Annotated in this window: 10 protein-coding genes; 4 read left to right on the forward strand and 6 right to left on the reverse strand. The window is 64.0% G+C overall.

Annotated elements, in window-relative coordinates:
- Window positions 1-24: 24 nt before the first annotated feature.
- Together G520_RS0119220 and G520_RS0119225 are read right to left on the reverse strand one after the other, a co-directional pair.
- The gene (locus G520_RS0119220; protein WP_028537076.1) at window positions 25-5,775 is read right to left on the reverse strand and encodes a TcdA/TcdB pore-forming domain-containing protein; all 5,751 of its coding nucleotides are present in this window, start codon (window positions 5,773-5,775) and stop codon (window positions 25-27) included.
- Window positions 5,769-11,543 carry a TcdA/TcdB pore-forming domain-containing protein gene (locus tag G520_RS0119225; protein ID WP_028537077.1) on the reverse strand — a complete coding sequence of 1,925 codons (5,775 nt, stop codon included), beginning with the start codon at window positions 11,541-11,543 and terminating at the stop codon, window positions 5,769-5,771. The genes G520_RS0119220 and G520_RS0119225 overlap by 7 nt, the downstream gene beginning before the upstream one ends.
- Window positions 11,544-11,805: 262 nt before the next feature.
- On the opposite strand from G520_RS0119225, the gene G520_RS0119230 reads away from it, so the two are divergent.
- Window positions 11,806-12,600, forward strand: coding sequence for an SH3 domain-containing protein (locus G520_RS0119230; RefSeq protein WP_169449860.1), 795 nt, complete (start codon window positions 11,806-11,808; stop codon window positions 12,598-12,600).
- 33 nt (window positions 12,601-12,633) lie between these two features.
- On the opposite strand, the gene G520_RS0119235 is transcribed toward G520_RS0119230, so the two are convergent.
- Window positions 12,634-13,356: a DUF554 domain-containing protein gene (locus G520_RS0119235; protein ID WP_028537079.1), complete on the reverse strand. Its 723-nt coding sequence runs from the start codon at window positions 13,354-13,356 to the stop codon at window positions 12,634-12,636.
- A gap of 173 nt (window positions 13,357-13,529) precedes the next feature.
- Between G520_RS0119235 and G520_RS23495 the strand changes: the two genes are divergently transcribed.
- A complete protein-coding gene (locus G520_RS23495; protein WP_211222883.1) occupies window positions 13,530-14,429 on the forward strand; it encodes a LysR family transcriptional regulator in 900 nt (299 codons plus the stop codon).
- 360 nt (window positions 14,430-14,789) lie between these two features.
- Window positions 14,790-15,968 (forward strand): GGDEF domain-containing protein, encoded by a 1,179-nt coding sequence (locus G520_RS23500; RefSeq protein WP_036666602.1) that lies wholly within the window; start codon window positions 14,790-14,792, stop codon window positions 15,966-15,968.
- Here the strand turns inward: G520_RS23500 and G520_RS0119250 are convergent.
- Complete coding sequence (locus tag G520_RS0119250) at window positions 15,965-17,032, reverse strand: tartrate dehydrogenase (RefSeq protein ID WP_028537080.1); 1,068 nt, start codon at window positions 17,030-17,032, stop codon at window positions 15,965-15,967. The two genes, G520_RS23500 and G520_RS0119250, sit on opposite strands and share 4 nt — an antisense overlap.
- 98 nt (window positions 17,033-17,130) lie before the next feature.
- Here G520_RS0119250 and G520_RS0119255 point away from each other — a divergent pair, with 98 nt between their 5' ends.
- Window positions 17,131-18,030, forward strand: a complete 900-nt coding sequence (locus G520_RS0119255; protein ID WP_028537081.1) for a LysR substrate-binding domain-containing protein — start codon at window positions 17,131-17,133, stop codon at window positions 18,028-18,030.
- Between the two features lie 87 nt (window positions 18,031-18,117).
- On the opposite strand, the gene G520_RS24140 is transcribed toward G520_RS0119255, so the two are convergent.
- Together G520_RS24140 and G520_RS24145 are read right to left on the reverse strand one after the other, a co-directional pair.
- Window positions 18,118-19,740 (reverse strand): methyl-accepting chemotaxis protein, encoded by a 1,623-nt coding sequence (locus G520_RS24140; RefSeq protein ID WP_051229528.1) that lies wholly within the window; start codon window positions 19,738-19,740, stop codon window positions 18,118-18,120.
- Window positions 19,741-20,129: 389 nt separating this feature from the next.
- A complete protein-coding gene (locus G520_RS24145) occupies window positions 20,130-21,752 on the reverse strand; it encodes a methyl-accepting chemotaxis protein (protein WP_051229529.1) in 1,623 nt (540 codons plus the stop codon).
- Window positions 21,753-22,105 lie beyond the last annotated feature (353 nt).

Raw genomic sequence — 22,105 nt, forward strand, 5'->3', positions numbered from 1 at the left:
GATGGGTGTCCTGTTGCATGGGGTCTAGCCGGCACGGGCCTGTGCCAGCGTCAGGCGACCGGAGCGGTCGAAGTCGCCGTTGGCGAGCCGGGCCAGCGCGAGCGGGCCGTGGTCGCCGTCAAAACGCACTATCAGCCAACGCCAGTGTGGGTCATTCGCCGACAAGGCGTGGCGCAAGAGAATGCGTTTGCCGCCGGCCGCGCGCAACAGCAGGTCGTCGCCGCATTCGGTAACCGAAAGTTCGCCCGCGCCGGCGAAGTCCAGCTTCAGCGTGCTGCGCTGCCCGTTCGCGGCGTAGTCGTCGATCACGATCTCATGCAAGGCATTCCAGGCGGTGGCGTCGACCCGATACCGTTCGTCGCCTTCTCCCGCCAGCCATACCCGTTCTACGCCATCGAGCGCCAACGGACGCAAGTCTCCGCCTTCGGCGCCGATCCCGCGCAGCAGCAGCCAGCGTCCGCCGCGCCAGGCATCGCGGTACAAGCGGTCGGGGAGGGTGGAAAAGCGGTCGCGCTGCATGCGCATCAAGCCATTGGCTCTGTCGAAGTAGAAGGCCGAGCGCTGCGCTGATGCGTAACCGATATAGCGCGGCGCCACGGCCATGTCGGGCACGATCAGGCTGTCCGATGCCGGGCGGTACCAGGAGACGGGGCTGTGCTCTGAATTGCCGAGGCGGATGACCTCCGGGTGTGGATAGCGCGGCGCCAGCGCCCGCATCGATTCCTGCCGCGCGCCACGCGGCACGCGCTCGAGCCAGCGCTGACCGACGGCGACCAGGTCGCAGCGGCCGGCGGCATCGAGCTTCAGCAGCAGGCCGCCATCGCTGGTGGCCTGCAGACGCCCGCCGACGATGGCGGCATCGACGAAGTTTTCGCCGCTGAATCGCGCGAGCGCTTGCAAGGAGATCTCGCTGACCAGGCGACCCTCGCTATCGAACAGGGAGGCGGCCCACTCGGGTTCCAGCGGGGCCTGCGCACAGAGGGTTCCCGTCGCGGTATCCAGTAGCCAGGCCGAGCCGGCGGCATCGATGCCTATGAATCGCGTCGTATCCGCGCCCGCAACGGCGGGCGCGATAACGAAACGACGGCGCAGGCAGTCATACCAGACTCCGCGTTCGCGTTCCGCGGCATCGACAACCGGCGGCAGGGGCAGAGTGTTCTCGTGGCCGAAGGCCGCGTCCTCATCGCCTAGCGCGGGCAATGCGCGCCACCAGTCGTGCCGGTGGGCAGCGAACCAGGTGCGGGTCAGAGCCTGCAACTCGAAGCGCCCATCGGCAACGAGGCGGCGGACTACGCCGTCGCTGGCAATCAGCAGCAGCGTGTCTTCGATATGGGCGATACGCGTGATGGCGGGCAGTGGCAAGCACTGCGCATCCGAGCGGCCGGTCTGGTGGTAGAGCAGGCGCCGGGACGGCGAGTAGAAATACATTCCCGAGCTTTGCGCCGCCGCCAGTATCAGGTCGGAGGGAAGATCCTGGCCGAACGCCTCCAGCACCCGACCCTCGATCGGCTGCCACCACTGCGTCCCCGCCGCGCCCGCAGGCGCCCGGCGTACGACCCAGGTGGCCAGACCGGCGGGCAGGGATCCTTCCATCGCCGTCCGCCCGGGCGCCGACTCGCGTCCGGCAGCGCGCGCGAGCCAGTGCGCGAAGTCGGCGGCGGCCAGGGAAGCGGGCCAGGAGAGCGTACACTCGAGTGCGATCAGCAGGGGGGAGGCGCCCTCTTTCAGACGGTAGCGCAAAATCAGTCCTGCCTTGTCGGGCGGGCCGATCTGCTGCTCGAACACGATGCCATCCTGCTGGTGTTCGATGGCGGCGATGCGGCTGTCTTCACCCTCCAGCAGCAGGGGCATCGTGGCGAGGAGTCGGCCGGCATCGTCGCAACGCCACAAGGCGGAAGCGTGGCGATCGACATACACGGCCGAGCCGGATTCAAGCCGAAGCAGTTCTCCCTTGCGTTGCGACGGTGTCGCCCCGGGGCGCAGCAGACGGCGGCTTGGCGCATGAAAATAGGCACGCTCCGCGCCATTGGGCGGTGCATTCTCGATCAGGACCCACTCGGCGCAGTTGCGCGCCGCCAGCAGCGCGAGTAGCGCTTGATCGTCGCGCGGCGACGGGACTGCGCTCGCGGCATCCAGTGCGAGCAGCCGCAACAGACCGGCCGTGCGATCGAACTGCCTGAGTTCGCCGCCGGCCAGACGCAATGCGATCGTGTCGCCACCGGCGGGAACGACGATGGGAGTGGTACCCGCATGCAGAGTGCTTGCGTCATCTATCGTTACGGCGGCCTCGCCGAGGGAGGTGAGATCCAGCAGCCATTCCGACGGCGTGTTGCCCAGGGTTTCCAGGCGGTAGCCGGCAGTCGGTGCCGACAACGTCACCAGATAGCGGCCGCCGGCGCCGAGTAAATCGTATTTGAGCCTGGGGCCGATGTCGGCTGCCAGCGCTGGCGTCGACACGATGCGCGGCGCGGGGCCGAGAACGACTTCGACACCGGTGTCGCGGTACTCGAACTGCAGGTTCACGATCGCCATGCCGGCCCATTCCGGGTAAAAATCGCCATCGGCGCCGATGCGTCGCATCGCCTGATAGCCGGGGTTGGATGCGACTGTCGTCGGCAGAGGCGTATAGGGCTTGCGAACGCGTTGATAGCGATAGCGGATGACGGCGTCGGGCGTGGCCGGCAACACGATGTGTCTGGCCTGTGCATTGAGCAAGTCGGCTTGCGACGGCATGCCGAGACGTTCGCGCAGCGAAAGCGCGCGCGCCGGGTCGTCCATCATCTGCGGAACATGCGTCGGCAATTCCTGCGGTCTGACCAGGTCGGGGTCGATATAGCGGGATGCGACCAGTCGCGTGGCCATCACGTATTGACTGCCGAATTCGATACGGGCGCGGCCCAGGTCGAGACGGGTGACGACGAGCCCCGGGCGGGGCTGCAGCGTGTCGCTGTCTGCAGCGTAGTCGCAACCGTCGCCCTGGTGGGCGGCGGCCAGACGTGCGAAGAAGGCTTCGACGGCTTCTTCGGCGGCAACGAGCGCGTGGTGTCGCATGCTGGCCGCCATGGCGCTGGTGATGGCGAAGCCGATCAGCCCGATGGCCAGGCCGACGGGGCCGGCGACTTCGGCGACAAGACCGGCGCCGGTTGCCGTTGCAACGATCGCGCCGCCCTCGATAGTCAGTATCGTGGCGTCGAAACCGAGCTGGGTGGCGAACAAGGCCTGCTCGGCCGGCGTCTGGGCATGCATGATTTCATAGATGTCGAAACCGGCGTTGGCGAGCCCCAGCAAGGGACCGAGTCCGCGGCTGGCCAGCCCGAGGCCGTCGCCGAGCGTCTGGGCAAAGCGCGAGGAGCGCGCCAGCGTCCTGCCGTCGCGCAGCAGATCGCGCGCATGCTGCGTTAGCAAGGCGACATCGCCGAGTGCGCCGTGGGTGAACTGGATGCGGCCGAGTTCGGCATGCAGCCTGAGCGCGCGGTCGAGCGGGTCGTCGCTGGCCGTGTCGCCGCGCGCTTGCAGCAGCATGGCCAGGCCGAGACTATAGCCAAACGCGCGCTGGCTGGCGTGCCAGCTTGCCTGTGCCGTCTCGTACAGAGATGCGAGGCGGCGGTCGAGGTGGGTGGCAAAGCCGGTCCATAGGGGGTCGCGTGTTACGATGTCGCGCGTTTCATCGCCGGATGGCGACAGCAATCGCAGACGCTGGCCATCCCCATCGGAGCGCAGCGAGGCGAGCGCGGGCAGCCAGTCGCGCGGCGTTTCGTGCTCCTGCGACAGTCGATCCAGCGCATCGGACATGCGCCCCCGCCACAGACGCCCGTCGAGCAGGCTTTCCGCCGGGAGGGGAAGCGCCCCCAGCGGGCCGGCGGCATGCTGCGGCATCGTCTGCAGGCTGTCGGGGCGGGCACCGGTATCCGGGCGCACCTCTAGTACGCCGCTGGCGGGGTCCAGCGTCACGATCTCGCGTGTGCCATGGCCATGCAGCCAGCGGTTCGGGCGGTCGACCGCAACCCAGCTGCGACCTCCCGGGGCCAGCAGCACCGGCCCGCGCCGTCTTACCACATCCACCACGCCGATGCCGGCCAGATGCAGCGCCTCCAGCAGCGACTGGATGAGGCCGAGGCCGGGGCGGCAGGCGAGCAGGCTCAGCCGTTTGACCCAGGTCCCCGGCGGCAGCAATTCGGCGAGATGCTGCGCGAGTTCCTCCCCATAGCGACCGCCGATGCGGTTGCTGTCGTCGCGTGCCGAGTGGGACTGACCTTCGCCGACGAGGACGATTTTGAGCATGCGCGCGGGATCGAACAACAGGGGGCCGCTCTGCAATTCCCATGCTCCGTCATGCCAGCGTTGCCACAGTCCACCCTGTCGCAGACGGTAGCGTTCGGTCCTCGGCGGGTAATGGGCCATGCGCAGTTCGGTGGCGCGTTCAACGATGGAGTGGGCGGGATCGGGCTCTATTTCGAGTACAAGGACCCGCTGCTGGGCATTGGTTTGCCACATCCCGGTAGCGGGCGGACCGATGTCGGCCATGTCATTGAACAGGGTTTGCAACAGGTCGGGGGAGAACCGGCCGGCAGAGCCGTCGCCTACCGTCGCCGGCGGACCCGCCAGTTCCCCGGCCGCCAGCAGCAACAAGGTGTCGCTGTCCAGCCCATGGTAGTAGCCGACCTGTCGGGAGGCGCGCAGCAGCAACTCGTGCGCATCCTGTTCGGTCATCGTTCCGGAGTCAGGCGGCAGCATGCGCTGGAATACGCCGGCCGTCTCGCGTCCTGCCAGATCGTGGGCGGCGCTGAGATGCTCGCGCAGGCTGTTGACGAAACTTGTGCTGAAGAAAGGCGAGTTGCCTGCATGCGAAGGGCCGGGCTGGTCGGGGGGAGGCATGGTTTGCGTTGCCAGTCGCAGCAGCTGAGCGACGGCCTCGTTGAGCAGCCGCGACGGATTGTCGCCGCTCTGTTCGGCTGCCGCATTGGCCTGTCCGTGCAATATCGCCCACAAGGCGGTTTCTTCGTTGACCCCGGGGGCGGGCTGCTCCAGCAGCCGCTCGGCGATCAGGGCGCCATGTCCGGAGAGAGAACTCAGAGCCGAGGCCCGCGCGGTTGCCGGCGGGGTGTCCTCCTCTTCGAGTGAGACTAGCGCGATGTCGGCCGATGCGGCACGCGGATTGAGATGGAGGCGCTGTTGGTGCAGGTCGTACAACAGCGATTGTCCGGTTGCGCTCGGACGGAAGTGGGGGGAGGGGCCGTAGGCAATTTCCGGTGTCACTCTGTTGATGAGGCGGCTTTCTATCATTTCTTCAAGTGCCAGCGTAGCCGCCGTCACCGACGTATCGCCGCCGTGGATTTGTCGGATTTGCTGGATCAGTGCATGCATCTCCGGCAGGTTGACCTTGTTTGCCGGATGCTGCGCCAGCCAACTGTCGAGGGCTTCCAGAATGCGTATCGCCTCGCCTGTCTCCAGTGTGCTGGGAGGAACGACGACATGGGTGCCGGCTTGCAGATTCCACACGAGGCTGTGGGGGCCGCCGACGGCCCGCAAACCCGGAGCTCGCTGCGAGGTGAGCAGATGCAAGGTCGCCAGCCGGCGCAACTCCTGATCGAGTCGCGGGCGTGCCAGCATCACGCGGGCCCAGCGCTGGCGGTCGGGGTTGCCGCTGTGCCGAGCCAGAGTGCGCAGGCGTTGGCGGACGCCATACGTGGTGATGGGGGTGTTCGTTCCCAGTTCCAGTATCACATGCCACAGGAAATACTGTGGAGAATGGGGGAGCAGGGTGGTGTTTACCATGAGCTGTTTCCTTGTTGCGTCTGTGCATGTCGCGAGCGGGCAAGGGGGAACGGACCCGAGCGATGCGTGCCTTCGGCGACCAGAGCGGCGACGGCAAGGATGGGGCCGCCGTCGAAGCGCAGTCGCAGTGTGCGTCGCCACTCGCAGGCAGGTGCCAGCGTCTGATGCAGGACGATGTGCCAGCCATCGCTTCCGGACCGCAATAGCAGGTCGTCGTCGCGCGTGGCGACGGTCAGCTCCCCTGCGCCAGGGAAATCCAGTGTCAGCGTTCTGTCCCGCCCGCTTGAGCCGTCGTCGTCGATCACGACCTCGCGCAGTGCGTTTCGTGCGGCGGCATCGATCCGGTACTGTGTGTTGCCGTCCCCCGCCAGCCACACGCGCTCCACGCCATCCAGCGGCAATGGGCGCAGCTCGCCGACCGCGCCTGAACCGAGTCCGTGCAGCAGCAGCCAGCGACCACCGCGCCAGGCGTCGCGGTAGCGCCCCTCGTATACCGAGTCGTGGCCCTGGACCTGGCTGCGCAGGGTGCCGTCCGCGCGGTCGAAGTAGTAGGCGCATTGCCGTGCGCTGTCGAAGCCGATGAAGAGCGGAAGTTGCGCCCCATCGGCGACGATGACCGCATCGCCGGCGGCGTGGTACCAGCCGTAGGGAGCGTCCCTGCTCTGCCCTATGCGTATCGCTTCGGGGTGAGCGTAGCGCGAAGCCAATTGGGGCAAGGTCGGGCGCGGGCGATCGCCGGCCGGTGCCGTTTCGTCGCCTATGGCTTGCAAGCGCGGACGTCCATGCGCGCCGAGACCGAAGATCAGACCGTCACGGTTGTGCGCCTGCAGTCGTCCTCCGACGATATCGGCACGGACGATCGTTTCATCGCCCAGTACCGGCGTCGCCACCAGTGATACCTCGCTCGCCAGGCGACCTTCGCTGTCGAGCAGAAGGTCGACCCAGTCGGGTTCGAGCAAGTCCTGCGCGAAAATCTTGCCGGCCGCGAGGTCGAACAGCCAGGCCACGTCGTCGATATCGACGCCGACGAAGCGGGGCGAGCGTCCGGCGAGCGGCTGAGCCGCAATCGCGATGCCGCGACGCAACACGTCGTACCAGACTGCGCGCTCGCGCCGCTGGCTGTCGTGGATGGCGGGCAGCGCGATCGTCGCCTCGTAGCGCGGTCCGCTGTCGCTCCACGATGCCACCAGCGTCGGCAGCACCCGCCACCAGTCGTTGCGGTGCTTGTCGAACCAGGCGCGGGTGAGGGCGGTCAGATGCGTGCTGCCATCGGGGTCGAGGCGAAGCACCACGCCTTCGGAGTCGGTCAGCAGGATGACGCCCTCGACGATGGCGGTGACGGCGATGGGAGGGAGCGGCATCGCGTCGGCGCCGTCGCGTTCCTGACGGTAAAGCGTGCGTCGGGAGGGCGAATGGAAAAAAAAGGGCCCGCTGCGGCTATCCGTTGGCATTCCGGCGAGCAGCACCAGGTCGGCGGGCAGGGGGGATAGCGGGTCGCGTGCGCGCGGCGTCACCAGCAGGCCATCGCTCGTGCGCCGCCAGTGACTGGGCGTGGCAGATGGGAGAGAGCCCAGTGCCACCCAATCGGCATAGCCGGCGGCGACCCGGGCCGTGTCGGCGACCGACAGCGCCTCGCGTCCGGCCGCGCGCGCGAGCCAGTTCCGAAAATCGGCCTCGCCGTCCAGCCGGGCCGGGATGTCCAGTACGCTGCGGACTCCGGTCAGCCGCAATTGCGGGGGTGTCGTCTGCAGACGGTAGCGCAGTATCAGCCGCGGCGCGTCGACGGGACCGATATGCTGTTCGAGCAGCGCGGCGTCACCCTGGGGACGAATGGCGGCGAATCGGGCGTCGTCGCCGCCGAATATCCCTTGCAGACGCGCGACGATTTCGCCGCTGTCGCGCGTCTGCAAGACGGTACCGGTGTCGCGTTGCGCGAAAAATGCGCAATCGGGCTGAAGTGCGATCAGTTCGGCCTGCGTATCGCCAGTGCCCGCCAACACGAGCCGGTGGCTGTCGCGATGGTAAAAGGCGCGACCGCCACCGGGATGCGGCGGGTTTTCCACCACGACCACATCATCCTGGCAGCCATCCTCGCCCGCCGCGGCGTACCCGGCAAGGCGGGTGAGCAACTGCTCCTTATTGTGCACGGGCGGGCTCAGTCTGGCGGCGTCCAGCGCGAGCAGCGTGCGGCGGCTGGTCGGTCCCGATCGTTCGAGGCGCCAGGTTTCGCCCCCGCCCAGGCGCAGGCTCAGGCTGTCGTCGCCATCAGGTATCTCGACGCGCAGCGTGCCCAGGCTCAAGCCCGCCGCATCGTAGCGGGGCACGATCGCATCACTGAACTGACTGGCATCGAGCAGCCAGTCCGACGCGGTATCGGCGTCGGTTTCCAGGCGATAAGCGGCAACCGCTTCCGACAAGACCAGCAGATAGCGCCCGCCTGCGCCATGCAGGGTGTAGCGCAAATGCCTGGCGACGGCTTCGGGCAACGGCGGCGTCAGTACGCACCGTGACCGTGCTCCGAGACGAATGACGATATGGGTGTCCTGATACTCGGTTTGCACCGCCACGATGCTTCTGCCCTGGTGGTCGGGGAAGAAATCGCCGTTGCGGGCCAGGCGTTGCTGCAACTGATAACCGGGCTGGCGCACGACGATGGGCGGGGTCGTCTGATAGGGGCGGCGCAGGCGCTGGTACTGATAGCGGATCACACTGGCCGGCGTTGCCGGCAAGATCAGATTACGGGCGTCCGTCCCTGCACGCAGAGCGGCCCGGGCAGGGAGGGCCAGCCGTTCGCGCAGGGAGAAGGCGCGAGCGGAGTCGTCCAGCATGCGCGCCTCTTCGATCTCGTAGGTCGGTTCGCCCACGGCGCTGAAATCGGTGTAGCCGACCGTGGCCAGCCTCGATGCCATCAGCCGTGCGCTGGAGAAGTCGACCTCGCCTTGCACCATATCGAGGCGGGTGATGACGGCGCCGATGCGAGGACGCAGGGTGTGACTGTCGGCGTCGAAGTCGCAGCCGTCTTCTTGGTTGGCGTGGTCGAGTTGGGCGAAGAATTGTTCGACCGCGATCTCGGCGGCGAGCAGGGCATGCCGCTGCGCCTCGCTTTGCAGGACGGTGGTGACGACAAAGCCGATAAGGCCGATGCCGACGCCCAGCGGACCGGCGGCTTCGGCCAGCGCGCCCATGCCTGCCGCATCGGCGACCAGGGCGCCGCCATCGATCAGGGCGGAGGTGGCGTCAAAGCCGAGCTGGGCGCCGAACAGCGCCCGCTCTGCGGGGGTGGCGGCGGCGCGCAGTTCGCTGATGTCGAAACCGATGCCTACCATGCCGAGGCCGATGCCAACGCCGCGACTGCCGAGTCGCAAGCCCTGGCTCAAGGACTGGCCCAGCGCCGCGTTGCGCGCGAATGCCCGTCCGTCGCGCAAGACGTCGAAGGCCGCCTGTGTCAACTGCCCGATGTCTTCGAGCGCGGTGTGAGTGAATTGCACCCGGCCGAGCTCGGCATGAAGACGCAATGCGCGCTCGAGCGGGTCATCGAGCCGCGCCGCGGCCGTGCTTCGCTGTAGTATTGCCATCAGGCCGAGGCTGTAGCCGAAGCTGCGGTGCAACAGATGGAAGCCCGTTTGTGCCGGCCCCGGCTCCGACTCCAGTGTGTTCGCCAGGGCGGGCAGCAGCGGTTCGCGCGTGACGATGTCGCGGCTGCGGCCGCTGGCGGGCTGAAGCAGGCGCATGCTCCAGCCCCCTTCCGTTGCCGGGTGCAGCGATTTGAACAGGGGAACCCAACTGGAGTCGAGCCCGTTCCCGTCTGCCAGCCGCGTCAGCGCCGCGCGTGCGCGCGCGCCGAACACCCGGCCATCGAGAGCGGTTTCGTCGGCGGGAACGAGAGCGCCCAGCGGCCCGATGGCATCGTCCGCGACCATGTTCAGCATGGCGCTGCCGGGCTGGTTTTCCGGGCTGACCGTCAGCACCCCGCTGACCGGGTCGCGGACGATGATTTCACGCGTTCCCTGACCGCGGAACCAGTGTGCGGGCCCTTCGCTGGCCACCCAGCCGCGTCCGTCCCCTGTCAGCAGTACCGGTCCGCGACGCCGCACCACATCGTCGACGGCAATGTGGGCGTCGTGCAAGGATTCCAGTAGCGACTGGACAAAACCCAGGCCGGGACGACAGGCAAGCAGGCTCAAGCGTTTGATGCGACAGGGGGAGGCCAGCAGATCGCCGAGGCTGGCCGCCAATTCGCTGCCGAGACGGTCGCCGACACGGTTGCTGTCTTCGTGCGCCGACTGCGATTGCCCTTCGCCGACGACGACGACCTTGAATGCCAGCCCGAGCGGCACGTGCAGCCGTCGCGTTTCCCTCTGCCAGTGCCCTGCCCGCCAATGTTGCCAGCTTCCGTCGCGTCGCAAGCGGTAGCGCTCGGTTCCCGGCGGATAGCGTGCAAGGCGTGCCTGAGCCGCATGGTCGATCAGCGGTATGGGCAAGGCCGGCTCGATCTCCAGCAGCAGCACGTGTTGGCTCGAGCCCGCTCGCGGCGCAGGGGGCGGGGCGGGGAGCGGATCGGTGTCCAGCACGTCGTCGCGCATCGCTTGCAGCGGGTCATGTGCCGGGGGAGTCGGCGCCAGCGGCACCATCGGCTGTAGCAGCAGGGCATCCGCGCTCAAGCCATAGTGGGCGGCGACACGCCGCACCATGCGCTCGAGCCGCCACCGCATTTCCTGCCGTTGCGCCTCGCTCGTCAGCGCCGGCAGACGGTGATACATGCGTGCCACCTCATAGGCCGCGGTGCGCAGCGCGTCTTGCAAATGTTCGCCGATGGCGGCGGAAAAGTCGGCTCCGAGAAAAGGCGATACGACCGGCTCGGCGGCGGAAGTGCCCGGCTGGTCGGGCTCGAGCGCGGCCATTCCCGCCCAGACCAGCAGATGTTGCAGGATCTCGTTGCGCAATCGCACCGGGTCGACGCGATGACGGGTGGCGGCATCGGCGACGACTTCGTCCAGCATGCTCCATAAACCGCGGATATCGGAGGCGCTCACGTGCATCTGCGTCAGCGCTTGCGCGGTCTCGATGGCGAGCGAGCGGGGCGGCAATGGAGAGCTGGAGCGGGATTCGCTGTCGTCAGAGGAGTCCAGCGTTACGACGTCGGCGGGGGCGGGAGCGATGGCGGCGTTGGGCAGACGCAACTGCCGGTACAGCAGACGTCCCACCTCATGCAACTGGTAGAAATTGCCGTGCCGTCCCTCGTGTCGCAGTTGCACGCACCTCAGCAGGTGGGTGGTGCGCAATTGATGGATGATGGCCTCCATTTCGATGGCCGACGGATCCTGCCCGCGTGTGCGCCGCGCAAGACGCACGATGTTCTCCAGTTCGTCCTGCTTCAGAAAGGGGTCGGAACGGCTGCGGGCGATTGTTTCGACGGCATCCAGAATTTCGAACTCTTCATCCGTAGCCAGGATGACCGGGTTGATGACGACGCGATTGGTGCTATCGATTTCCCAATAGCGATAGCTGGATGGAGGGGAGGTGGGCTGGGACGGCGCATGGCGGGTGACGCCCATGCGTTCCAGGCGCTGCAGTTCGTCGCGCAGACGCGGCAGTTCGAGCAGAACCCTGGCCCAGCGCCGGGTCAGGGGATTGGAGGCATCCTGGGCGAGTGTGCGTATCCCTTGCCGCACTTGATTGATATTGAACGGGCCGTTGCGGTTCAATTCTTCCAGCACGTTCCAGAGGGTATGCGACATGGAGTTCTGGTACAGGATGATGTTTGCCATCGCGGGGTCCTCGGTGTTCGCTGCCGCACGCGGATTTGCGTCAGTCCTTCCGGGATGAGTCCGTAACCCGGCTGCGAGTTCTGTCGGCGGAGGCCAATTGAGGCGCGGGAGGCCATTTTGGGAATCGCCGCCTGCCGCGTTGCTCGAGAGCTGGCAGGGGCGTGGGAAAAGACCTGCATGGCGGCTGGAGGCGGCCGCGGATTTAAATTAGACTCAAAGGAATTAATTACCTCTTGCCCATATGCTGATATTCAGACCGGAAGTGAAAATAGCCTTTATCGTCGCTCTCGCGACTGTAGGTGCGGACGCGCTGGCCGCGCCGGTTTCGATCTGGACCGATGCCATCCAGTACACCGGTTCGGGAGCTAACGAATGCCAGCTGCGTGGGGCCGTGTCGTTCAGGGAGCATTTCCGGCAGGCTTTCGATAAAAAATTCGCTGCGCGTTGGGAGGGCAATTATCAGCTGCAACCGGGTGAGGACAGCAGCAACGGTCTCGACGATGGTTTGCACGTGAGCAATGTGCTTTTCAAGGCGACAGCAGTCGATACCCGCCTGTTTCATTTTCAGCGCCACTATGAGTTGAACTACGATCTGGTCTATATCCGCGACAGCAAGATCCGGTTCGTTTCCAGCCTTGGCAAGGAGGAGGTGCTCGCGCCGGAGGAATCCGGTTCGCAGTCGGGATGCGAGGCGCGGCGGCGTCAGTTCGGCAGCGCGCTCGACACGCTGCTGGACAAGAGCATGGAGGCATTGGCGGCAACCATTGCGAACCACTCCGAACTGGCGGCCGCGCTGGGGCAGGGAGGAGGAACGGTCGCTACCGGCACCGGGACGCATCTGCCCCTGGTGGTGGGCGCCATAGGTTACCGCGTCGGCGTCGGCGGGCTGGTCGTGCGCAAGACGCCGGGCGCGAAAGGTGCGCTGGTCATGAAGCTGGGGGCTGGCAGCCGGGTCGCGATAGCCGCGAAACGTGCTTACGGCTGGGTGCAGATCGAATATAAGGGGCGGCGTATCGGCTGGGCCCATCCTGGCGCGCGCGACTTGGTGGCGGAATGAGAGGCGGTGCGGCGCGAACGGTCGCGGCGCGCTTTAGCCGAACAGGTGCAGCCATAGTGCCGAGACCGGCATGATCAATAGCAGCGCAGGCAGCATGTTGACGATGGGGAAAATCTTGATCCCGCAGATCCGTAGCCCGGTGGCCAGCATGATGAGGCCGCCGCAGGCGGAAAAATCGGCCTGCATGACTGGCGTGACCAGCGGCGTCAGTAGATGGGCGCTGAAAAACAGCAGGCTCTGAATCAGAATTTGCGGCAGTGCGATCAGGGCGACCGCCACCCCGAGATCGGCGGCGAATACCAGCGCGGTAAACAGGTCCAGCACGGATTTGGTCAGCAGAATCGTGGCATCGCCCGTCATTCCTTCATGCATGGAACCGAAAATCCCCATCCCGCTTGCACAGAACAGAACCAGAATGGTCACGAACTTGAGCACGAACACCTGCGAATGACTTTCCTGACCGTCGCCGCCGCTGCCGAGCACGCGGCGCGCGCGCGATTGCAACCAGCCTATCAGCCATTCGAGTCCGCGCTCGAGCGCAAGCAGCTCGCCGATAAAAGCTCCGCTGAGCATGGCCAGCGACAGGGCCGGGATGGTGTGAACCTTGTTCAGCATGATGACGCCGATCCCGGCCGAGATCAAACCGCAGCTCAGCGGCAGAGCGTCGCGCACGCGTTTCGGAATGGCGCCCCCGAGCATCCCTCCCAGCCCGCCACCCAGTAGTAGCGCCGCACTGTTCATCCACGGACCTAGCATCCTGATTTCCCCCGTTTACGCATACCCCACTGTCCGCCGGCAGGTTTCAGTCGCGGGCTGGCGTCGAGGAGTATAATTGTTTTGATATGGATGACCGATGATAGTCTGGATTTTTAGCGTGTAAAAATACCATTTTGATTTGAATAAATACTATTTTGATATGGAGCCTTGCGGTGGACCTCAAGCGCATGCTGTATTTCTGCACCATCGTCGAACAAGGACAGATCAGCCGCGCCGCCCGGGTGCTGCATATGGCGCAACCGCCGTTGAGCCAGCGCTTGCGGGAAATGGAAGACGAATTCGGCTGCGAGTTGTTCACGCGCTCCGGGCACCGCCTGCAACTGACCGAGGCCGGCAGGCTGTTCTACCATCGTGCGCGCGAGATATTGCGCCTGGTCGACGAGACGCGCGACGAGGTGATCCGGCTGGCGACCCAGGCCGGGCCATCGCTGCGCATCGGTTTGTCCCCGACCTGCAAGAGCTTCTGGATGGCGCACTATCAGGATTTGCGCCTGCGCTTTCCCGAGCGACGCATCGGCTTGGTGGTGGGCGACTCCAGCTATCTCGAATACCTGCTCGAAACAGGCAAGCTGGATGTGGCATTGATGCAGCCGCCGCTGCATGTCGATAATTTCGTCGTGCATGCGGTGACCAGCAGCGCCTCGCTGGCAGTGGCGCCACGCGGCCTGCTGGCGCCGGGCGCCGGCAGGCTGAGCCTGCGCGAGCTGAGCCGGCACCCGCTGCTGCTGCTTAGACGTTCGGTCGGCGTCGGCAGTTACGAACGCCTGTTGCAGCTGCTGCACGATGCGGGGCTGAACCCGAATGTGGCGTTCTACAGTTCCGACGTGGAGATGCTGCTCGACTTGCTGAAGCAGGGCTTTGCCGGCATCGCCATCGTACCTGCGACCGAAACCGCCAAGCTCGGGTCCGACTACGAACTGTTGCCGCTGGAGGTGGAGTTGCCCGCCTACCAATTGTCGCTGGTGTGTCGCAAGGCGGACCAGGACGAGGCTCTGATCGCGCAATTGCTGGAGTGCTGGTGCAGACCGGGCGCGGACGATGGCAGAGGGTGAACCGCCCTCGCTACACGGTGGCGACAACAAGGAGGGCGAGTCGGGACTACATGATTTAGCCACATTCGCAGGCTACCCTGCATTTTGTCGTCAGCAGGAAAGGATTTCTGACGGCGAGAGTAGTTCGGTTCCGACTCCAGCTTGGCCGCCCCTGATTCGGGCGGCCTTTTTTTGTCCTACGCACTCTTTAGCGGCCTGTCGTCATGGATATGATGTTAAACGCTGTTAAAGTTGGAGCAAGTAGATGGTGCCGGGATGGAATGTCGCAATGCAGCATTTGCATGGACTTGCCACCGCCATGATTGATCGTCTGGTGGCACACTGGCACGGGTAGCGTTTCATCAGGAGTCGCACAAGCTTATGTCGGAGTTGGTAATCGATCTGCCCACGGTGCTTATCCTGTATGCCTCATCGTTGATCGCCGGCATGTTCGGCATACTCAATGTCTGGCGCCGTAATCCCAATACTGCCGGTCTCGGTTTCATCGCTTTGGCGTTTGCGCTGCTGTCTGTCGGCGGGGCGCTGGCCGGCGTGGGGGAATACCACCTGTTGCCGTGGCCCGTTTTCTGGCTATATGTCAATTTTATGCTTGGCACGAGCGGCTACGCCCTGCTGTGGGTCGGCCTGTCGGAATTGAGCGGCGGACCGTGGGGGCGCTACCGGACCGTGGCGGGCTGGGTGCCCCCGTTCTGGCTCGTGCTGGGGCTGCTGTCCGGTTTCATCGTGCACAACGAGCAGCGAGCGGCGGTATTCCACTTCAATGCTTTTTGTTTTCTGGTGGCGGCTGCATTCTGCATCTGGCGGGATCGTCGTGCCGAGCCGCTGTATTCGCGATCGTTGCTGAGTCTGATTCTGTTGCTGAGCGGCGGGGCCTATGGCGGCGAGTGTTACTGGATCGTCGTGGCTTCGTGGGGAGCGCAGGGCATCGCACGGGCTTTTTTTGTGCAGATCATCTGTAACTTCACCCTGGTTTTACTGGTGCTGGCCATCGTGACGGAACGGGCAGAGGCCAGGCTCAAGCAGGCTATCGAACTGGATGAACTCACGGGAGTGGGCAACCGGCGGTTTCTGCTCAACCGCCTGCCTGCCCAAGCTCTGCCCGGCTGTGCGATTCTCATGGTCGATCTGGATCATTTCAAACATATCAACGACACTTTCGGCCATCTGGCCGGTGACAAGGTGCTGGCCGCGACGGCTCGTACACTGCAAAGCGGGCTGCGCAGCCAGGACGTGATCGCCCGCTTCGGCGGCGAGGAGTTTGCGATTTTTCTGCCCCGAGCTGGCGCGCGGGAAGTCCTGGAAATTGCCGAACGCTTGCGATGCGCGGTTGCGGCGCAGCGTGTCGACATCGCTGATGCGACCTGCATGGTCACGGTCAGCCTCGGCCTGGCCTGGATAGACGTCCCGGGCAAGAGCTGGGATGAGTGGATACATCGAGCCGATACGGCGTGCTACCTGGCCAAGCAGCGGGGGCGCAACGGCGTCGCCGTATCGGGCGATGACGCCTCTTTGCCAGGCAGCGCGCCAGGCAAAGGCTAGCAGCTGGCGACCACTTCGGCCACGGCGCGTCCTACATCGCTTGTCTTGGCCTTGCCCCCCATGTCCGGTGTTCGCGGGCCGTGTTCGAGCACGGTCTCGATCGCTCGCATGACGGCGGCGGCGGCATCGGGGTGGCCAAGGTGCTCGAGCATCATCGCCCCGGCCCAGATCTGTCCGACCGGATTGGCGATATTGCGCCCGAAGATGTCCGGCGCCGAACCATGCACCGGCTCGAACAGAGATGGAAAGCGGCGCTCGGGGTCAAGATTGGCCGACGGCGCAATACCGATGGTGCCGGTCAGGGCGGGGCCGAGGTCGGACAGAATGTCGCCGAACAGATTGGACGCCACCACCACGTCGAAGCGTTCGGGGTGCAATACGAAATTCGCACACAAACTGTCTATATGATATTTGTCGTGACGGATGGCGGGATAGGCACTTGCCATGGCGGCGAAGCGTTCGTCCCAATAGGGCATGGACAGCGCGATACCGTTCGACTTGGTGGCCGACGTTACGTGTTTTTGCGGTCTCTGCATGGCCAGTTCGAAGGCAAATTTCATGATGCGGTCGACGCCCTTGCGGCTGAACAGGCTCTCCTGCAGCACGAACTCGCGCTCGGTACCGGCGAACGCCCGTCCGCCCAGGTTTGAGTATTCTCCCTCGGTATTCTCGCGGACCACGTAACAATCGATATCGCCGACGCGGCGGCCGGCGAGTGGCGAGGGTACGCCTGGCATCAGGCGCACGGGCCGGAGATTGACGTATTGGTCGAATTCCCGCCTGATTTTTACCAGCGAGCCCCATAGCGAGATGTGATCGGGGACGGTCTCCGGCCAGCCGACTGCACCGTAGAACAAGGCGTCGTGCCCGCCGATCCGTTCTTTCCAGTCCTCGGGCATCATGGTTCCGTGTTTCTGATAGTAGTCGCAGCTCCAGTCGAAATGGTCCCATCGCCAGGCAATGCCGAAGCGGCGCGCTGCCGCATCGAGGACGCGCAGTCCCTCGGTCATGACTTCCTTGCCGATTCCATCGCCCGGAATGACTGCGATTGTGTTGGTTTTCATCGTTGTCCCCATCCTGTTGGTCATGAACGCTATGCTAACCCGGGTTTCGATCGATATAATAAAGACAAAATAACTGCATTCGGTCGTAAAAGTTAACAATGGACAGCACCTCCGAACTGGCTTTCTTCGCGCTGCTGGCCAAAGCCGAGAGCTTGGCCTCGGCCGCGCGCGAACTGGGATTGACTCCGCCCGCCGTCAGCAAGCGGCTCGCGCAGATGGAGGCACGGCTCGGCGTGCGACTGATGAATCGCACGACACGGCGCATCGGCCTGACCGACGAAGGCGCGGCTTATCTGGAAAGCGCGCGCCGCATCCTGGCCGATATCGACGAAATGGAGCAACGCGTATCGAGTCGCCGCGCAGTGCCCCGGGGCTTGTTGCGAGTCAGCGCCACATACGGCTTCGGTCGTCATTACATTGCTCCGCTGATTTCAGACTTCTGCCTGCGTTACCCTGAGGTGGAAGTGCAACTGCAGCTCGGGGAGCGGCCGCCGCCTCTTTCCGAGGAGGCCTTCGACGTCGGCATCCACTTCGGAACGCCACCCGATGCACGTGTGATCGCACGCAAGATTCGCGGCAACCGGCGCTGGATCTGCGCCGCGCCAGCCTATGTCAAGCGTTGCGGTCTGCCGCAGGTTCCCGCCGATCTGGCCGGGCATAACTGCCTGCTCTTGCGGCAGGAGGACGGTGCCTATGGCACCTGGCGCTTCACGCGCGGGGCGCGCACGGAGACAGTCAAGGTGAGCGGCACGCTCAGCAGCAACGACGGACAAGTGGCGCTGGGCTGGGTCTTGCAGGGACACGGGATCATGATGCGTTCGGAGTGGGATGCGGCCCGATATGTACGCAGTGGACGGCTGGTGCAGCTACTGCCCGAGTACACGCTGCCGCCGGCCGATATCCATGCGATCTATCCCGCGCGCCATAATCTGTCGGCACGGGTCAGAACGTTCGTCGATTTTCTGGTCGAGCAGTCGGGGCGGGATGAGAGCTGGTAGCCGGCGGGGAGGCGTTGAGACTCTGCCGGCCGGATTGCTCCGTCCGGCCCGTCCCGCCCCGGTGCTGAGCGCGGCAGGGGCGGACGCTCAGGCCGCGACCGTGAAGCGGGCGAGAATGCCGGTCAGAGTCGCCACTTCGACACGCAGGTCTTCGGCCGAAGTGGCCGTGGACTGAGTGTTGACACTGCTCTCTTCCGTCATTTGGGCGACGCGTTCGATTTGCTGCGCGATCGTGTTGCTGGCCTGTGACTGTTCGCGCATCGCCCCCGAAATTTCGCTGATCTGATCGATGACGGCACGGGTGCTGCCGACGATTCGTTCGATAGCCGCCGTCGCCTGTTCCGCCTGACTGACGCCTGCGTCGACTTGGTCCACGACGTGCTGCATCGACATTACGGTATGTTCGGCACCACTCTGGATCGCCTCTATCATGCCGCTGATTTCCCGGGTCGAGGTTGCCGTGCGCTCGGCCAGCTTGCGGACTTCGTCGGCGACCACGGCAAAGCCGCGTCCCTGCTCGCCTGCACGGGCGGCCTCGATGGCGGCGTTGAGCGCGAGCAGATTGGTTTGCTCGGCGATATCGCGAATCACGCCGACTACGGTGTCGATGCGTGCGGTTTGCCCCTTCAGATCGCGGATCTTGCCGGCGGCTTCGGCGACGGTGTCGGAGGTCGAGCGGATCGCGGCGATGGTGGCATTGATCACGTCGCTGCCATCGCCGGCATCGGCGCCCGCGCGGCGGCCGCTGTCGTTTGCCTGCTCGGCGCGGTCGGCCACGTGGGTGACACTGACGGTCATTTGCTCGACGGCGGCCGACATGCTGGTGGCAGCCTCGCTGACATGGCGAGTGGCTTGCGACATCTGCTGCGAGGCGCTGGCGACACTATGCGCACTATCGTTGATATTGCTGCCCACTCCGCGGATTTCGCTCAAGGCGCCTTGCAGGGTGCCCAGCAGATGATTGACCGCGGTGACCGTTTCTCCTATCTCATCCTGCCCCCTGACGGGGATGCGGCGGGTGAAATCGAGGCTGGAGGACAATTCGGTCACGCCGGAGCGTAATGCGTCCAGCGGTATCCTGATCTGTCTGACCAACCAGATGCCACCCGCGAGCAATATGGTCGTCGTGACCGCCAGGACGGAGATCAGTGTGATCCGGCTGTTCGTCATCGTGCTTTTCACTTCGGCATTGGCTTTATCCGACAGCTGCTGGTTATAGCTGTTCGCCTTGTCCACGGCATCGACTGCCGCTTGCGAAATCGGGGTCAACTCCCGGCTGAGATAGTCGCGTGCTTCGTCTATCTTGTCCTGGTCGGACAGCGCCAGTGCGGCGGGAATCGCTGCGGCGTACTTGTCGATGGCGGCCTCGGCCGCATCGATGTCGGCGCGGTCCTGATCGTCGGAGATCAGATTCTTTCTGTAATTTTGCATGCCCTTCGAGATTGCGGCATGGATACCCTCCAGTGCCTGCCTCTGCGCATTTTTACCCTCGCTCCCCCGGGCGAGGACATGCCTGAGGACGCTGCGGCGGCTATCGCCGACTTTGATGCGGATATCGGTCAGTTGGGCCACCGATAGCGCGGTGTCGTCGGTGATGGCATGTACCGACTGCTGGATGGTCCCGAGCTCATAAGCCGTGAGGCCGGCATTGAGCAAAAGGCCGAACAGACCGAAAGCCAGCAGCAGATAGAGTTTTGCCGAAATTTTCATTCAGGTTTCCTTTGGGATAGGGCTTGGTTTTTTATTGATTTTATCTTTTTATGCAAATGAATTTGTGACCACCCTATTTGCAAGTATTTTAAATATCTAATTTTTATTATGATTACGAATCGGGTAAGCAATATAAACACAGTATCTATTTTCTTGTAAATGTAGCGCTAATTGAATGCTTTTATTTGCAGGCTAGGCATCGCTGCGATGAGGGGAGCGAGAGGGGGGCACGCCATGACGGGGGGCGGGATGGCCGTCCCGACCTTTCGGCTGGCTTGGTGGTGGCCTGGGAGGGGGGACGGCCTGTCGTTCGAATAGAGCAGGGGCTTCCGTGTCTATCGTGTGTCGCTGCCGCGTGCAGGCAGGAGGCCCTGCCTGCACGGCGAGCATCAGGCCGCGACTCTGAAGCGCGAGAGTATCGTGTTCAGCTTATCGACTTCGCCTCTCAGGTCTTCGGCTGACGAGGCCGTCGCTTGCGTACTGGCGCTCGTTTCTTCCGTCATTTGCGCAACGCGTTCGATCTGTTGTGCGATATTGTTGCTCGCCTGCGATTGCTCGCGCATCGCACCGGATATTTCACTGACCTGGCCGACCACCGAGCTGGTGCTGTCGAGAATCCTCACGATGGCCGCCGTTGCCTGCTCGGCCTGACTGACGCCGGCATCGACCTGGGTCACCACTTGCTGCATCGAGCTTACCGTGTGCTCGGCCCCGCTCTGGATCGCGCCTATCATGCTGCTGATCTCCTGAGTCGAGGTGGCGGTGCGCTCGGCAAGCTTGCGGACTTCGTCTGCGACCACGGCAAACCCCCTGCCCGTATCGCCCGCGCGTGCCGCTTCGATGGCGGCATTGAGCGCTAGCAGATTGGTCTGTTCCGCGATATCGCGGATGACGCCGACCACGGCATCGATACTGGCCGTTTGCCCTTTCAGCTCATTGATTTTTCCGGCGGCTTCCGTGACGGTATCCGACGTCGAGCGGATGGCGGCAATCGTATTGCTGATGACATTGCTGCCATCGCTGGCGTCGGCGCCGGCTTTGCGGCTGCTGCCGTCGGCCTGTTCCGCGCGATCGGCGACGTGAGTGACGCTCACCGTCATCTGCTCGACCGCCGCCGACATGCTGGCCGTGGCTTCGCTCACTTGCTGGGTGGCCCGCGACATCTCCTGCGAGGCGTTAGCGACGTTGTGCGCGCTACCGTTGATGTTGCTGCCGACTTGGCGGATCTGGACCAGGGTGTCCTGCAGGGTGCTCAACAGATGGTTGACGGCCATTACCGTCTCGCTGATTTCATCGTGCCCGCTGACCTTGATGCGTTGGGTGAAGTCGAGGCTGGAAGCGACGCCGGTGACACCGCCACGCAGCAACTCCAGCGGTTTCTTGATCTGGTTGACGAGCCAGATGCCGCCGATGAGCAGAATGGCGGCCGTGCCGATCAACACCACGGTCAGCAACCAGCGGCTCGCTACCATCCTGGCCGAGATTTCTTCCTGGGCCTGGTTCGAGAGCTGGTGGCAATAGCCATCGGCCTTATCCACAGCTTGGACCGCCAGCGTGGACAGGGGAGTGACCTCTTTGTTCAGCAAATCGCGCGCTTCTTCGTTTTTCCCCTGATCCGACAGGGTCAGTAAATGTGGAACCGACTCGTAGAATTTATCTACCGTCGTCGCGATAGCCTCCAGATTGGCCTTATCCTGTTCGTCGGTTACCAGATTTTTCCGGTAATTGTCGATTCCCTTGGCGATCGCGGCCTGGCTGGTCGCCACGGCCTGCCGTTGGGCATTTTTATCCCCGGCGCTCTGAGCGAGCAGGTGCCTCAGAATCGCGCGGCGGGCGTCAGCCAGTTTGTAGTGAATATCGGTTATCTGGGTTACGGACGGGACCAGGTTCAATGCAATATCATCCACCGAATTATGAATGCCGCTCATCTGATAGAAGGTAATTGCCGCATTCAGCAGTAGTCCAAACATACCGAAGCCCAAGAGCAGATAGAGTTTGGCTGAAATTTTCATTTTACGGTCCTTATTTCTGTGTAAGTACGGAGGCTCATCTTCTATGTTTTGTTATGTTAATGCTGTAATCGATAATTGTTGAAAATTATTGTAAGCTTTGAGTGCAAATTGTTTCAATTCATGAAGTTAGTATAGAAGTTAAGCCAGATTTTCAAGAGTTCTAGTTATTGCTATCTGTATGGAATTGCGATGTAATAATTTAATGACCTTAGGCTACCGGCCATTGCTTATGCCCAGGGGAAGCGTTGGCGCGCGCCCCGGAAAAATCCAGAGAGCCGGTCCTGCCGGCCGGCGGGAATGCGGTTGCCGCACCGTGACTGCTGAATCGGATGCTTCGGCGCTGCCTATCCGGG

Origin of the sequence: Paludibacterium yongneupense DSM 18731, assembly GCF_000422925.1 — a bacterium.
GTDB lineage: Bacteria > Pseudomonadota > Gammaproteobacteria > Burkholderiales > Chromobacteriaceae > Paludibacterium > Paludibacterium yongneupense.

What these genes read in the sequence shown, in the direction of transcription:
- G520_RS0119220 (WP_028537076.1), bottom strand. Translation starts at nt 5,775, where the DNA reads ATGGTAAACACCACCCTGCTCCCCCATTCTCCACAGTATTTCCTGTGG.
- G520_RS0119225 (WP_028537077.1), bottom strand. Translation starts at nt 11,543, where the DNA reads ATGGCAAACATCATCCTGTACCAGAACTCCATGTCGCATACCCTCTGG.
- G520_RS0119235 (WP_028537079.1), bottom strand. Translation starts at nt 13,356, where the DNA reads ATGCTAGGTCCGTGGATGAACAGTGCGGCGCTACTACTGGGTGGCGGG.
- G520_RS23500 (WP_036666602.1), top strand. Translation starts at nt 14,790, where the DNA reads ATGTCGGAGTTGGTAATCGATCTGCCCACGGTGCTTATCCTGTATGCC.
- G520_RS0119250 (WP_028537080.1), bottom strand. Translation starts at nt 17,032, where the DNA reads ATGAAAACCAACACAATCGCAGTCATTCCGGGCGATGGAATCGGCAAG.
- G520_RS0119255 (WP_028537081.1), top strand. Translation starts at nt 17,131, where the DNA reads ATGGACAGCACCTCCGAACTGGCTTTCTTCGCGCTGCTGGCCAAAGCC.
- G520_RS24140 (WP_051229528.1), bottom strand. Translation starts at nt 19,740, where the DNA reads ATGAAAATTTCGGCAAAACTCTATCTGCTGCTGGCTTTCGGTCTGTTC.
- G520_RS24145 (WP_051229529.1), bottom strand. Translation starts at nt 21,752, where the DNA reads ATGAAAATTTCAGCCAAACTCTATCTGCTCTTGGGCTTCGGTATGTTT.